This is a genomic window from Pseudoflavonifractor hominis (assembly GCF_014288125.1).
Taxonomy (GTDB): Bacteria; Bacillota; Clostridia; order Oscillospirales; family Oscillospiraceae; genus Pseudoflavonifractor_A; species Pseudoflavonifractor_A gallinarum.
Genome location: NZ_JACOPR010000001.1, coordinates 64,931 through 78,861 on the forward strand (window position 1 = coordinate 64,931; position 13,931 = coordinate 78,861).

The 13,931-nt window shown below is 63.6% G+C and carries 13 protein-coding genes and 1 riboswitch; of the genes, 10 read left to right on the forward strand and 3 right to left on the reverse strand.

Annotation, left to right across the window (positions count from 1 at the left end; translation table 11 throughout):
• Positions 1–14 precede the first annotated feature (14 nt).
• The 7 genes from H8S34_RS00335 (at position 15) to purD (ending at position 7,375) form a co-directional block, all read left to right on the forward strand.
• Positions 15–1,442: an amidophosphoribosyltransferase gene (locus tag H8S34_RS00335; protein ID WP_101693389.1), complete on the forward strand. Its 1,428-nt coding sequence runs from the start codon at positions 15–17 to the stop codon at positions 1,440–1,442.
• 33 nt (positions 1,443–1,475) lie between these two features.
• Positions 1,476–2,519, forward strand: a complete 1,044-nt coding sequence (purM, locus tag H8S34_RS00340; RefSeq protein ID WP_186962746.1) for a phosphoribosylformylglycinamidine cyclo-ligase — start codon at positions 1,476–1,478, stop codon at positions 2,517–2,519.
• A 4-nt stretch (positions 2,520–2,523) separates the two neighbouring features.
• Positions 2,524–3,156 carry a phosphoribosylglycinamide formyltransferase gene (gene purN, locus H8S34_RS00345; RefSeq protein ID WP_101693391.1) on the forward strand — a complete coding sequence of 211 codons (633 nt, stop codon included), beginning with the start codon at positions 2,524–2,526 and terminating at the stop codon, positions 3,154–3,156.
• Positions 3,157–3,212: 56 nt separating this feature from the next.
• Positions 3,213–3,293: riboswitch (ZMP/ZTP riboswitch) on the forward strand.
• Positions 3,294–3,349: 56 nt separating this feature from the next.
• Positions 3,350–4,057, forward strand: coding sequence for an IMP cyclohydrolase (locus tag H8S34_RS00350; protein WP_186962747.1), 708 nt, complete (start codon positions 3,350–3,352; stop codon positions 4,055–4,057).
• A gap of 36 nt (positions 4,058–4,093) precedes the next feature.
• A complete protein-coding gene (locus tag H8S34_RS00355; protein WP_186962748.1) occupies positions 4,094–5,266 on the forward strand; it encodes a phosphoribosylaminoimidazolecarboxamide formyltransferase in 1,173 nt (390 codons plus the stop codon).
• A 3-nt stretch (positions 5,267–5,269) separates the two neighbouring features.
• Entirely contained in the window at positions 5,270–6,088 is an 819-nt protein-coding gene (locus tag H8S34_RS00360) for a TraX family protein (protein ID WP_186962749.1), read from the forward strand.
• A gap of 27 nt (positions 6,089–6,115) precedes the next feature.
• Positions 6,116–7,375 (forward strand): phosphoribosylamine--glycine ligase, encoded by a 1,260-nt coding sequence (gene purD / locus H8S34_RS00365; protein WP_186962750.1) that lies wholly within the window; start codon positions 6,116–6,118, stop codon positions 7,373–7,375.
• 62 nt (positions 7,376–7,437) lie between these two features.
• Here purD and H8S34_RS00370 read toward each other — a convergent pair whose 3' ends face one another.
• Genes H8S34_RS00370 through murQ form a run of 3 tightly spaced genes read right to left on the reverse strand, consistent with a single transcriptional unit; the run spans position 7,438 to position 10,045 of the window.
• On the reverse strand, positions 7,438–7,902 hold the full coding sequence (locus tag H8S34_RS00370) for a GNAT family N-acetyltransferase (RefSeq protein ID WP_186962751.1): 465 nt from the start codon (positions 7,900–7,902) through the stop codon (positions 7,438–7,440).
• Positions 7,899–9,122, reverse strand: a complete 1,224-nt coding sequence (locus tag H8S34_RS00375) for an anhydro-N-acetylmuramic acid kinase (protein ID WP_186962752.1) — start codon at positions 9,120–9,122, stop codon at positions 7,899–7,901. The genes H8S34_RS00370 and H8S34_RS00375 overlap by 4 nt, the downstream gene beginning before the upstream one ends.
• Positions 9,122–10,045 (reverse strand): N-acetylmuramic acid 6-phosphate etherase, encoded by a 924-nt coding sequence (gene murQ, locus H8S34_RS00380; RefSeq protein ID WP_101693398.1) that lies wholly within the window; start codon positions 10,043–10,045, stop codon positions 9,122–9,124. Before murQ ends, H8S34_RS00375 begins: the two co-directional genes overlap by 1 nt.
• 183 nt (positions 10,046–10,228) lie before the next feature.
• Between murQ and H8S34_RS00385 the strand changes: the two genes are divergently transcribed.
• The 3 genes from H8S34_RS00385 (at position 10,229) to H8S34_RS00395 (ending at position 13,815) form a co-directional block, all read left to right on the forward strand.
• The gene (locus H8S34_RS00385; RefSeq protein ID WP_186962753.1) at positions 10,229–11,059 is read left to right on the forward strand and encodes a MurR/RpiR family transcriptional regulator; all 831 of its coding nucleotides are present in this window, start codon (positions 10,229–10,231) and stop codon (positions 11,057–11,059) included.
• Positions 11,060–11,108: 49 nt separating this feature from the next.
• On the forward strand, positions 11,109–12,146 hold the full coding sequence (locus H8S34_RS00390) for a serine hydrolase domain-containing protein (RefSeq protein WP_180956880.1): 1,038 nt from the start codon (positions 11,109–11,111) through the stop codon (positions 12,144–12,146).
• 61 nt (positions 12,147–12,207) lie between these two features.
• Complete coding sequence (locus H8S34_RS00395; RefSeq protein ID WP_180956881.1) at positions 12,208–13,815, forward strand: ABC transporter substrate-binding protein; 1,608 nt, start codon at positions 12,208–12,210, stop codon at positions 13,813–13,815.
• The last annotated feature ends 116 nt before the right edge of the window (positions 13,816–13,931 follow it).

A 13,931-nucleotide genomic window follows, 5' to 3' on the forward strand; every position in this document is an offset into this window, starting at 1 on the left:
TTGGAGGAAAGACTTTGGGCGGTTTCTTTGGTGCGGTCTCCAAGCGGGACTGCGTACTTGACATCTTTTTCGGCGTGGACTATCACTCCCACCTGGGCACCAGCCGGGGCGGCATGGTCATCTATGACCGGGACAAGGGGTTCCAGCGCCAAATCCACAACATCAAAAACACTCCCTTCCGGACCAAGTTCGAGAAGGACCTGTCCGATTTTGCCGGACACAGCGGCATCGGCTGCATCAGCGACACAGACCCCCAGCCCCTGCTGGTGCGCTCCCATCTGGGCCTCTTTGCCATCACCACCGTGGGCATCATCAACAACGCCGAGGAGCTGGTGAAGCAGTACTTTGACGCCGGTGTGGGCACCCAGTTCATGGCCATGAGCTCCGGCAAGGTCAACTCCACCGAGCTCATCGCCGCCCTCATCAACCAGAAGGACAACCTGGTGGACGGCATCCGCCACGCCCAGGATGTGGTGGACGGCTCGGCTACCATCCTCATCCTCACCCCCGACAACGAGATCATCGCTGCCCGGGACAAGGTGGGCCGCCTCCCCGTTCTGGTGGGCCGGGACGAGGACGGCTGCTGCATCTCCTTCGAGTCCTTCGCCTACCACAAGCTGGGCTATCACGACTATTACGAACTGGGCCCCCGGGAGATCGTCCGGGTCACCACCGATGGGGTGGAGCAGCTCTCTGCCCCCGGCACCGAGATGAAGATCTGTGCCTTCCTGTGGACCTATTACGGCTACCCCAACTCCAACTATGAGGGCGTCAACGTGGAGGTCATGCGCTACCACAACGGCGAGATCATGGCCGACGCCGACCGGGAGCGGGGTATCGCCCAGGACGTGGATTATGTGGCAGGCGTTCCCGACTCGGGCATCCCCCATGCCATCGGTTACGCCAACCGCAGCGGCAAGCCCTTTGCCCGTCCCTTCGTCAAGTACACCCCCACCTGGCCCCGCTCCTTCATGCCTGACAACCAGAAGGTCCGCAACCAGGTGGCCAAGATGAAGCAGATCCCCGTGCCCGAGCTCATCCAGGGCAAGAAGCTGCTGATGATCGACGACTCCATCGTCCGCGGCACCCAGATGCGGGAGACCGTGGATTTCCTCTATGAGTCGGGCGCCAAAGAGGTCCACATCCGCTCGGCCTGTCCCCCCATCATGTACGGCTGCAAGTACCTGAACTTCTCTTCCAGCAAATCCGAGATGGAGCTCATCACCCGCCGCACTGTCCAGGAGCTGGAGGGCGAGGAGGGCGAGGCCCATCTGGATGAGTACGCCGATCCCACCACCGAGCGCGGCCAGTGCATGCTGGAGGCCATCTGCAAAAAGCTCCACTTCACTTCTCTGGGTTATCAGTCCCTGGAGGGCCTCATGAAGGCCATCGGACTGGAGCCCTGCAAGGTATGTACCTACTGCTGGACCGGCAAAGAGTAAGGCCGTTCCCCCACTATTTTTTTGGAGGTTCGTATGGAAAACTCTCATTCCGCTTCCTACGCCGCTGCCGGCGTGGACGTGACCGCCGGCTATGAGGCGGTCAAGCGTATCAAGCCCATGGTGGAATCCACCTACATCCCCGGCGTGCTGGGCACCCTGGGCGGCTTCGGCGGCATGTTCGCCCCCGACCTGGCCGGGATGAAGCGCCCTGTGCTGGTCTCCGGCACCGACGGCGTGGGCACCAAGCTCCGCCTGGCCCTGCTGCTGAACAAGCACGACACCATCGGCATCGACTGCGTGGCCATGTGCGTCAACGATATCATCTGCGGCGGCGCATCCCCCCTCTTCTTCCTGGACTACATCGCCTGCGGCAAGAATGATCCCGTGCGCATCGCCGAGATCGTCGCCGGCATCACCGAGGGCTGCCGCCAGTCCGAGTGCGCCCTGGTGGGAGGCGAGACCGCTGAGCACCCCGTCGTCATGCCCGATGAGGACTATGACGTGGCCGGTTTCTCGGTGGGTATCGTGGACGAGGAGAAGATCATCGACGGCAAGCGCCTGAGCGAGGGCGACGCCCTCATCGGTCTGGCCTCCACCGGCGTTCACTCCAACGGCTTCTCCCTGGTGCGCAAGGTCTTTGACGTGGAGCACGCCGATCTGAACGCCCCCGTGGACGAGCTGGGCGGCAAGAGCCTGGGTGAGACCCTCCTCACCCCCACCCGCATCTATGTCAAGGCGGTCAAGGCTCTCCTGAAGGCCGGCGTGGACATCCACGCCATCAGCCACATCACCGGCGGCGGCTTCTATGAGAACGTCCCCCGCATGATGACTGAGGGTCTCACCGCCCGCATCGAGCTCTCCTCCTTCCCCCGCCTGCCCATCTTCGACCTGATCCAGAAGAAGGGCAACATCCCCGAGCGGGACATGTACAACACCTTCAACATGGGCCTGGGCATGCTCCTGGCCGTCCCCGCCGGGGAGGCCGAGAAGGCTCTGGAGATCCTCCGTGCCGCCGGAGAGAGCGCCTACGCCGTGGGCTCCGTGGTCCGGGGCGACGCCGGCGTAGAGCTGGTGTAAGGCCATGGCGGAAAAACGCATCGCCGTTCTGGTCTCGGGCGGCGGAACCAATCTTCAGGCCCTCATCGACGCCCAGGGCCGGGGAGAGCTGGGGGGCGGCGTGCTGGCCGCCGTCCTCTCCTCCCGGGCAGACGCCTATGCCCTGGAGCGGGCCGAAAAAGCCGGTATCCCCGGCTATGTGGTGGCCCGGAAGGACTACCCCTCCCCTCAGGCCATGACCATCGCTCTGGTGGAGAAGCTCAAGGCCCTCTCCATCGATCTGGTGGTGCTGGCCGGCTTTATGCACATCCTCACCGAAGAGATGGTGGAGGCCTTCCCCAACGCCATTCTGAACGTCCATCCGGCCCTCATTCCCTCCTTCTGCGGCAAGGGGGCCTACGGGCTCCACGTCCATGAGATGGCCCTCTCCTACGGCGTGAAGGTCACGGGCGCTACCGTCCACTTCGTCAATGAGGAGGCCGACGGCGGCCCCATCGTGCTCCAGAAGGCGGTGGAGATCCGGGAGGGTGACACCCCGGAGATCCTCCAGCGCCGGGTCATGGAGGAGGCCGAGTGGAAGCTCCTCCCCCAGGCCGTTTCGCTCTTCTGCCAGGATAAGCTGGCGGTAGAGGGCCGGCACGTGCACATTCTCCCCTAAATTCCCCGCCCTTCCGACAGGCGTCTTGACAAGGCCGCTGGGGATATGCTATCCTAAAAAAGCTGTATGACTGACGGAACCGTGGGCTTACCACATGGAGTACAGCTTTTGTTATGCCGACCGTCTGGGCGCACCTGTTTTTGGTGCGCCCATTTTCTTTTTTCATCCACTTCATTGTCAGGAGGAATCTTTCATGAACACCTTGAATCTCTGTGAGCTGCTCCAGTCCCATCCCTACCCCGGTCGGGGCATCCTGCTGGGCAAGTCTGCCGACGGCAGACACAGCGTCATCGCCTATTTCATCATGGGCCGCAGCGAGAACAGCCGCAACCGCATCTTCGAGGTCACCGAGGACGGCATCCGCACCAAGGCCTTTGACGAGAGCAAGATGACCGATCCCTCCCTCATCATCTACCATCCCGTCCGGGTGGTGGGCGACGACACCGTGGTCACCAACGGCGATCAGACCGACACCGTCCGGGGCGGCCTGCTGGAGGGCAAGGTCTTTGCCCAGTCCCTGCGCACCCGGGAGTTTGAGCCCGATGGCCCCAACTACACCCCCCGGATCTCCGGCCTGCTCCACAAGGACGGCAGCTATGCCCTCTCCATCCTGAAGAGCGCCAACGGCGATCCCTCCTCCTGCCGCCGCTACTTCTTCGGCTATGAGCACCCCCTGGCCGGACAGGGCCACTTCATCCACACCTATCAGGAGAACCGGGACCCCCTGCCCTCCTTTGAGGGAGAGCCCCGTCAGGTCGCCATCACCGCCCCCGACGCCCAGACCCTGGCCCGGGAGCTGTGGGAGAGCCTCAACGAGGACAACAAGGTCTCCCTCTTCGTCCGCTACACCGATCTGGAGAGCGGAAAGAGCGACACCGTCATTCTGAACAAGCATCAGTAATTTCACCACTACATACCAACAAACGGAGGCTCTCACATGACTGAACTGGAACTGAAATACGGCTGCAACCCCAACCAGAAGCCCGCCCGCATCTATATGGAGGAGGGAGAGCTCCCCCTCCAGGTCCTCAACGGCCGCCCCGGCTACATCAATTTCATGGACGCCCTCAACTCCTGGCAGCTGGTCAAGGCCCTGAAGAAGGCCACCGGCCTGCCCGCCGCCTCCTCCTTCAAGCACGTCTCCCCCGCCGGAGCTGCTCTGGGTCTCCCCCTCACTGAGGTGGAGCGGAAGATCTACTTTGCCCCCGAGGGGGAGCTCTCCCCCATCGCCTGCGCCTACATCCGGGCCCGGGGCGCGGACCGTCTGTGCTCCTTCGGCGACTGGGCCGCCCTCTCCGACGTGTGCGACGCTGACACCGCCCGCTTCCTGGCCGGTGAGGTCTCCGACGGCATCATCGCCCCCGGCTACACCGACGAGGCTCTGGAGATCCTCAAGACCAAGCGCAAGGGCGGCTACAACGTGGTGGCCATCGATCCCGACTACACCCCCGCCCCCATCGAGCGGCGCAACATCTTCGGCATCACCTTTGAGCAGGGCTATAACGATCTGGACATCTCGGAGGAGATGCTCCAGAACATCGTTACCGCCAACAAAGAGCTCCCCCAGCAGGCCAAGCACGATATGCTCCTCTCCCTCATCACCCTCAAGTACACCCAGTCCAACTCGGTCTGCTATGTGAAAAATGGCATGACCATCGGCGTGGGCGCCGGACAGCAGAGCCGCATCCACTGCACCCGTCTGGCCGGCAACAAGGCGGACATCTGGTGGCTGCGCCAGCATCCCAAGGTCCTGGGTCTCCAGTTCGTGGAGGGCATTCGCCGCCCCGACCGGGACAACGCCATTGACCTGTACATCTCCGAGGAGCACGACGACGTGCTGGCCGAGGGCGTGTGGCAGACCATCTTCCAGGTCAAGCCTGAGGTTCTCACCGCCCAGGAGAAGCAGGAGTGGATCGCCCAGCTCTCCGACGTGACCGTGGGCTCCGACGCCTTCTTCCCCTTCGGGGACAACGTGGAGCGCGCCCATAAGTCCGGTGTGCATTACATTGTCCAGCCCGGCGGCTCCATCCGGGACGACCAGGTCATCGCCACTGCCGACAAGCACGGCATGGTCATGGCCTTCACCGGTGTGCGCCTGTTCCACCACTAAGCGGTGTCCGCCCTGGAACGGAGCGGCGGTCTCAGCGGGACTCAGCTCAAATATCTGGCCGCCCTCTTCATGGTCATCGACCATGTGGGGATGTTCTTTGAGCCCATGGCCCCTTTCTTCCCGCCCGACTCCCTGTGGTTTTATCTCTTTCGGTATGTGGGGCGGCTGGCCTTTCCCATCTTCGCCTTCTTCGTGGCGGAGGGCTGCCGGAAAACCAGGCACTATGCCGCTTATCTGCGGCGGCTCTTCTGCTTCGCCGACCTCACCCAGATCCCCCTCTATTTTGTCATGCCGGAGGATGGGCGCAGCGTCATCACCACCTTTTTCCTCGCCTCTCTGGCCATCGGTCTCTACCGGCACTTTCAGGAAAAGGGCTATCCTGTTCTGGGAATCCTGCTGGGCGGTGTGTGCGTCTTTCTGGCCCAGCCCCTTCACGGGGATTACGGCTGGATCGGCTGCCTCACCGTGGTCATCCTCTATTTCTGCGGAGAGGACCGCGCCCGCCAGCTCCGGATGCTTGCCCTGTGCCTGCTGTGCTACTATCTGGCCGGCAGCCTCTGGGCCTACTGGGGCGTGCCCACTCTCTCCATCCTCCCCACCGAGGGGTGGGCACGGTTCCTGGTAGACATGGGAGGACGGCTCCCCTATTTCCAGCGCTTCTATCTGCCCTACTCCCTGCTGATGTCGGCCTTTGCCTGCCTCTCCCTGGTGCCCCTCTCCCGCTACAATGGGAAGCGGGGCAACGGGAGCCGCTGGTTCTTCTACTGGTTCTATCCGGGGCACCTGGTCCTGCTGGCCGGACTGAGCGCCCTGCTCTCCTGACTTTATTGTGATTTGGAGGTCATCTCTATGCATGTTTTAGTGGTTGGCGGCGGCGGCCGCGAGCACGCCATTGTCTGGGCCCTGTCCAAGAGCCCCAAGGTAACGAAACTCTCCTGCGCCCCCGGCAACGCCGGGATCGCTGCCCTGGCCCAGTGCGTCCCGGTGAAAGCCACCGACGTGGAGGGCATGGTGGCCTGGGCCCGGGAGAACGCTGTGGACTTCGTCATGGTCGCCCCCGATGATCCCCTGGCCCTGGGCATGGTGGATGCCCTGGAGGCCGCTGGCATCCCCGCCTTCGGTCCCCGGGCCAACGCCGCCGTCATCGAGGCCAGCAAGGCCTTCTCCAAGGATCTGATGGCCAAGTATCACATCCCCACCGCCCGCTATCAGACCTTCACCGAGCTGGAGGCCGCCCTCGCCTATGTCCGGGAGCAGGGCGCCCCCATTGTGGTCAAGGCCGACGGCCTGGCCCTGGGCAAGGGCGTCATCGTGGCCCAGAGTGTGGAGGAGGCCGAGGATGCCGTCCGCGCCATGATGGCCGACAAAAAGTTCGGCGAGGCGGGCGCCAAGGTGGTCATTGAGGAGTGCATGACCGGTCCCGAGGTCACCGTGCTGGCCTTCTGCGACGGGAAGCACCTGGTTCCCATGCCCGCCTCCCAGGACCACAAGCGGGCCTTTGACGGCAACCAGGGCCCCAACACCGGCGGCATGGGCTCCATCGCCCCGGTGGCCTGCTACACCCCCGATCTGGCCCAGGTGTGCATGGAGACCATCTTCCAGCCCACGGTAGATGCCATGGCCGCCGAGGGCCGTCCCTTCCAGGGCGTGCTCTACTTCGGCCTCATGCTCACCCCCCAGGGCCCCAAGGTGGTGGAGTACAACTCCCGCTTCGGCGACCCCGAGTGCCAGTCCGTCCTCTCCCTGCTGGAGAGCGACCTGATGGACATTCTCCTGGCCTGCCGCAACGGCACCCTGGATCAGACCGAGATCCGCTGGAAAGCGGGTGCGGCCTGCTGTCTGGTGCTGGCCTCCGGGGGTTATCCCGGCTCCTACCGGAAGGGACTGCCCATCACCGGCCTGGAGGAGGCCGGCAAGACCGCCGTGGTCTTCCACGCGGGCACGGCCCGGAACGACTCCGGCGAGCTGGTCACCGGCGGCGGCCGCGTACTGGGTGTCACCGCCGTGGGCGGGGATCTGGACGAGGCCATCCGGGGCGCATATGCCTCGGCCGAACACATCCATTTTGAGGGGATGCAGTTCCGCACCGACATCGGCCGGGCCTTCTAACGGAAATCTGTCACGGACGCAGAAAGGCCGTCCGGAGCATATATGCTCCGGACGGCCTTTTTTCATACCTCTTTGACCAGCACCAGCTCGGTGATGCCCTTCTTGGCCGCGTCGGGCAGGCTTCCCAGCGTCCAGTAGCCCCGCCCGGCGTAGAATTTCTGGGCGCCGGTGTTGAAGTCGCTGACCATCAGCGTCACGCGGGAGGCCCCGGATGCCCGGGCCATCTCCTCCAGCTGCTCCATGAGCCAGCTTCCCACCTGCTGCCCCCGGAAGGAGGCCTTGACACCCAGCAGGCTCAGATAGGGATACAGCCCGCAGAAGCCACGCAGGACCACCCGCATGGCTCCGGCGATCTCTCCCTGCTCGGTGACCGCCAGATAGAGCTCTCCCCGTCCGGCCGCCCCCCGCAGGGAGCGCTCCAGCCGGTCGTCTCCCCGGAAATAACGCTCATAGATGGCGCTGTCCAGAAAGACTGGAAGACAGGCCTCCACGTCCTGCTCCGTCCCTTTGCGCAATTCCAGCTTCATCGATGCTCCCCCTTTCCCGATCCACGGGGCGGAAGGGAGATTTTCCCCATGACCGCGGCCCGCTCCGCCCCGGTGACGCCGGGCAGGCTGTTGGCCTCTCCCATGGCGCACCGGTCGGCCAGTACCGCAAAGGCCACCGCCTCCTTGGCATCGCTGCTCCATCCCAGATCCTCCTGGGTCTGCACCGCGACACCATACTCCCCCAGACGACGGGAGAGGAAGGCCAACAGAGTGGGGTTATAGCTCCCACCGCCGCCCACCACCAGGCGGGAGGCCCGGTAACGGGGCTGGACATACCGCCCGTAGGCGTCGGCAATGCTCCAGGCGGTCAGGTCAGTCACCGTGGCCACGATGTCCTGGGATGAGAGGCCCAGCTCCCTGCCCCGCTCCAGCACACGCTCGGTGTACTGGGTGCCGAACTCCTCCCGTCCGGTGGTCTTGGGCAAGGGACGGCTGTAATAGGGCTCCTGCTGGAGCCAGGCCAACAGGTCCGCATTGACCCGGCCCGCCGCCGCCATGGCCCCGTCCACGTCATAGGTCTGCTCCCTCCCGGTCAGGGCGGAGACCGCCGCGTCAATGATCATATTGCCCGGCCCGGTATCAAAGGCATAGACTTCCTCCGGTCCCGCTCCGGCGGGCAGGATGGTCATATTTCCGATCCCGCCGATGTTCTGGAGAAGAATGGTCTCCTCTTCCCTCCGGTAGAGGAGGTACTCCGTGAAGGGCACCAGGGGCGCGCCCTGTCCGCCCACCGCCATATCCGCCACCCGGAAGTCCGACACCGTGGGCACACCGGTGCGGGCAGCGATCACGGCTCCCTCCCCGATCTGCACGGTGTAATGGATGGGGAAGCCCTCCTCCCACACGGTCTGGGGGCTGTGCCAGATGGTCTGTCCGTGGGAACCGATGAGATCCACATCCTCCAGACGCAGTCCGGCCCCCTCCACCACCGAGCGGGCGCTGCGGGCATAGAGCTCTCCCAGCAAAACGTTCATTCGTCCCACCCGGTCCACCGTGGCCTGCTCCGGCTGAAAGAGGGTAAAAATCTCCTCCCGCACCGTCTCCGGATAGGGCCGGTTCTCAAAGGCCAGCAGCTTCACCTGACAGCGGTCGCCCGTGCCCCGGACCTCCACCAAAGCGGCGTCCACCCCGTCCACCGAGGTGCCCGACATCATGCCCACGATCCGGCGCACCGGTTTGTCCGTTCCGCTCCAGAGCATTACGCCCCGCCTCCTTCTTCCCTGGCCTGGCAAATGGCCCGGCCCAGATGGTCCTCACAGCGCGTCAGCAGCGCCTTGGCTTCCTCCCGGTCCAGACCGCTCTCCAGCATCAGGATGGCCAGCTTGGCGTGGCCGTCCGCCCGGGTCAGATATTCCGCCGCCGTATCCGGGTCGGTCCCGGTGGCGTGGACGATCAGGCGCTTGGCCCGGTCCTCCAGCTTGCGGTTGCTCACCTTCAGATCCACCATCAGATTGCCGTAGACTTTGCCCAGCTTGATCATGGAACAGGTGGTGAGCATATTGAGCACCATTTTCTGGGCCGTTCCCGACTTCATACGGGTGGACCCAGAGATCACCTCGGGCCCCACCTGAGGGGCGATGCACACCTGACAGACCCGCTCCAGCTTGGAGTTTGCATTGGTGCAAAGCCCGATCACCGCGGCGCCCAGCTCTCCCGCCCGGCGGACGGCCGCCAGTACGTAGGGGGCGCTGCCGCTGGCGGTGATGCCCACCACCGCGTCTTTGGGGCCTACCTTCAGCTCCTCCACCAGGCGGATGCCGTCCTCTTCCCGGTCCTCACAGCCCTCCACCGGGTGACGCAGCGCAGTGTCGCCTCCCGCGATGTAGCCCTGCACCATGTCCGAGTCCACGCCGAAGGTGGGCACGCACTCCGACGCGTCCAGCACTCCCAAACGCCCCGATGTCCCCGCGCCCAGATAGATGAGTCTCCCTCCTGCACGGAACCGCTCATAGATCAGATCCACCGCCGCGGCGATCTTGTCCGTCTCCTTGGCCACTGCCGCTGCCACCCGTGCATCCTGTTGGTTGATGAGCCGCACCATCTCCTCTGTGGAACAGGTGTCGATCCGCCGGGTCTCCTCGTTGATCCCCTCTGTGCTCAGGCCTGCCAGATAGTCGTCCATGCGCACACCTCCTGTCTGTTTGCTTCTAGCCTACCGCATCCCTCTCACTCTGTCAACACAATATTATTTCATCTTTTTTGCAAGATTCATGAAATTATATTTCAAACCCTCTGGACTTGCCTCTCACGCTTTGCTATAATATCTACAAAAAGAGAGGAGGTTGTCGCCGTGGGATGCACACTTTTGATCAAAGAAGGCCTCGCCTCGCTGACTGAGACCGAACGGCGTCTTGCCGACTACCTTCTGTCCCACAGCGGGGAGGTCACCCGCATGAACGCCAAGGAGTTTGCCGCCGCCTGCGGCTCCTCCCCGGCGGCGGTGGTGCGCTTCTCCCAGAAGCTCGGTTTCAAAGGCTTTACCGAATTAAAGCTGGACCTAGCCAAAGAATCTGGTGCCGAGGCACTGGACGAGTTTCAGACCGTCATCCAGGAGCACGACGACCTGGACACCATTCTCCAGAAGGCGGAGCTCATCCATCTCAAGAACACCTCCCTGACCTATCGCATGGTCAATGTGTCGGTCCTCAACCAAGCGGTGGAGGAGATCTGTGCCGGACGGCGCATCCATCTCTTCGGTATCGGGGCCTCCGGCCTGCTGGCAATGGATTTCCTCTACAAATCCTCCCGCATCGGCATCCCCGCCTTCTATCACGCCGACGCCCACACCAATCTGGCCACCGCCGCTCTGCTGGATGAGAGCGACATTGTCATTGCCATCAGCTACAGCGGCGAGACCCGGGAGACCGTTCTAGCCGCCCGGGCCGCCAAGGAGCGGGGATGCAGAGTCATCGCCATCACCCAGGCCAACCACAACTCGCTCTCCCGCCTGGCCGACTATCCCCTCTACATCCCCAGCGAGGAGGGGGAGTTCCGCATGGGGGCCATGACCTCCCGGATCTCCGGCCTGCTCCTGCTGGACCTGCTCTATCTTGGGATCGCCAAGCACGACTTCGACCATACCCGGAAGAGCCTCTCCCAGACCAGGGAGCTCATACGCTCCCTCCAGCAGGACTGAGCGCTCTTCCTGCGTGAACCATATCATTTTTCCAATGGAGGTGCGGCAGATGGAACTGTCACAGCTTGACACCATATTGGAGACCTACCGGCAGGAAGGGTATTACCCTTCCGCGGTCTGCCAGGTATTCAACGAGAAAGAGATCCTGTACCGCCGGGCCGTGGGCGGAGTGGAGCTCAGCGCCTGGTTTGACCTGGCCTCGGTCAGCAAACTGGTGTGTACCACGATGCTCCTCTCGCTTATGGAGGAGGGACGCTTCACCCCGGAGACACCTGTGCTCTCCCTCCTGCCCGCCCATGCCCCCGGCCCGGTCACCCGGCGGCGGTTGGAGAAGGTGACCGTGGGACAGCTCATGACCCACACCTCCGGTATCGTACCGTGGTATCCCTTCTACGCCGATGGGCGGGACTTCTACACGGTGCTGGAACACGTTCTGGCCACCACGGAGCCCGAGACCGGCATGGCATACAGCGATCTGAACTTCATGCTCCTGGGCCTGGTGGTGGAGGCGGTCTCCGGTCTTCCCCTCCGGCAGGCGCTGGAGCGCTACGTCAAAACTCCCCTTGGTATCTCGGATATGGCCTATGGTCCCATCGATCCCGCTCTGGCCGTGCCCACCTGCTACGGAAATCAGATCGAACAGCGCATGTGCGCCCAGCGGGGCCTCTCCTTTGACGGCTGGCGGCCCAACGGCGTGGAGGTGCGGGGCACCTGCAACGACGGGAACGCCTTCTATTACTGGAACGGCGCCAGCGGACATGCCGGAATCTTCGCTACGGCGGACGCCCTCTCCGCTCTGGGGCAGTTCTATCTCTCCACCGACCGCCCCTGGTTCCTCCGGGCCATGGAGACCTGTGTGGAGGAGCGTGGCCTGGGCTTTGACCGGTGTGACGTCTTCCCGGATGGTTGCGGACACAACGGTTTTACCGGCACCAGTCTGTGGATCAGCCGTGCCCATCACATAGGCGCGGTCATCCTCACCAACAAATTCTACCGTATGGAGGGGGAGCCGCCCGGATCCTCCAACGACTTCCGCCGGGCGGTCCACTATGCTCTGCTGGGACGAACACCCCCCGTTCCCGTCTGACCGGTATCCGCAGGCGCTGGCCTGTGACATACGAAATCTGAATGGAAAAGAGGTACTTACTGTGAAGAACGCAAAAAAGTGGCTATCCCTCTCCCTGGCCGGCGTCCTGCTTACGGGTCTGCTGGCCGGATGCGGCGGCGGGAATACGCCTCCCGCATCCTCCGCCCCCAGCGCTCCGGTCTCCACCACCCCGGTGGAGGGCGGCATCCTCAAGTACGGTACGGACTCCGAGCCCACCGGCTTTGATCCCCACACCGTCTCCGAGGAGGCCTCCCTCCGGATCATCAACCAGCTCTATGAGACTCTGGTTGCTACCAACGCCGACATGACCTACTATGGTCAGCTGGCCGAGAGCTGGGAGATCCCCGACGACGTGACCTACATCTTCTATCTCCGCAAGGGCGTGAAGTTCCACTCCGGCCGGGAGATGACTGCGGACGACGTGGTCTACTCCTTTGACCGTGTCCTGGGCAAGACCGAGGCCGGCGACATCGGCGCCCTGGGCAGCAAGGACAGCTACTATGGCGGCATCGAGAGCGTGGAGGCGGTGGACGATTACACCGTCAAGTTCACCCTCAAGGAGCCCAACGCCGCCTTCCTGGGCAACCTCACCAGCAACTATGGCGCCATCGTGGACAAGGATGTCATCGCGGAGAACGGCGACCTGATGCGTGCCGATGGCGGCACCGGTCCCTTCATGCTGGGCGAGTGGCTCCCCGACAACTACGTGGAGCTGCCCAAGTTTGAGGAGTACTGGGAGGCCGACCGGGTCAAGCTGGGCGGCATCACCTACTACCTCATTGGCGACGAGGCCGCCCGTCTGGCCGCCCTGCGCACCGGTGAGATCAACATCGCCAACCTCTCCTCCACCAACGTGACCGCCGCCGAGAAGGAGAGCAACCTGAGCGTTCTGGGTTACCAGACCAACGACTACATCGCCATAGGCTGCAACCTCTCCACCCCCGCGCTCCAGGATCAGAACGTCCGTCAGGCCATGAGCTACGCCCTGGACCGCCAGACCCTCATCAACGTGGTCTTTAACGGCCAGGCCCAGGTCAGCACCATGATGCCCCCCGCCATGGGCCACTGGTCTCTGGGCGCCGATTCCTTTGACCTCTACCAGTTCAACCTGGACAAGGCCAAGGAGCTGATGGAGGCCGCCGGGTACAGCGACAGCAACCGTCTGAGCCTGAAGCTGGCCGCCGGTCTGATGGACTCCCTCCGCCAGGCCGCCGTGGTCATCCAGCAGCAGCTCTCCGAGATCTACATCGACGTGGAGATCACCAACCTGGAGTCCGGCGAGTACGTGGACATCTGGGGCAAGATGAGCACCCCCGAGGCCGGCTTTGACCTGATGGTGGTCAGCGACGGCGCCGGCACCGATCCCAACCGTGCCATCTCCTTCTTCTTCGGTACTGGTTCCAGCGCCAACGTCTTTGGCTTCTCCAATGAGCGTGTGGACGAGCTGTGCGCCCTGGGCATCGCCACCACCGACGAGGCCAAGCGGGAGGAGTACTACAACGAGGCCCAGGAGATCTGCGTGGAGGACTCCACCAAGATCTGCATCGCAAGCCCCATGAAGTACTTCGTCTCCAGCACCAGCGTGCAGGGCTTCGCCCCCTCCGCCGCTGATGCCAGCGACTTCCGGGACACCTATCTGACCCAGTAAAATCGATCTTCCGCGGGGAGACGGGGGCAAAATTGCCCCCGCTCCCCCCGCGCTTCTCCTGATTGAGGACTGACCGCTCTCCGCCCCCCTTCCCGGGCGGGTGGCGGTCAATCCTC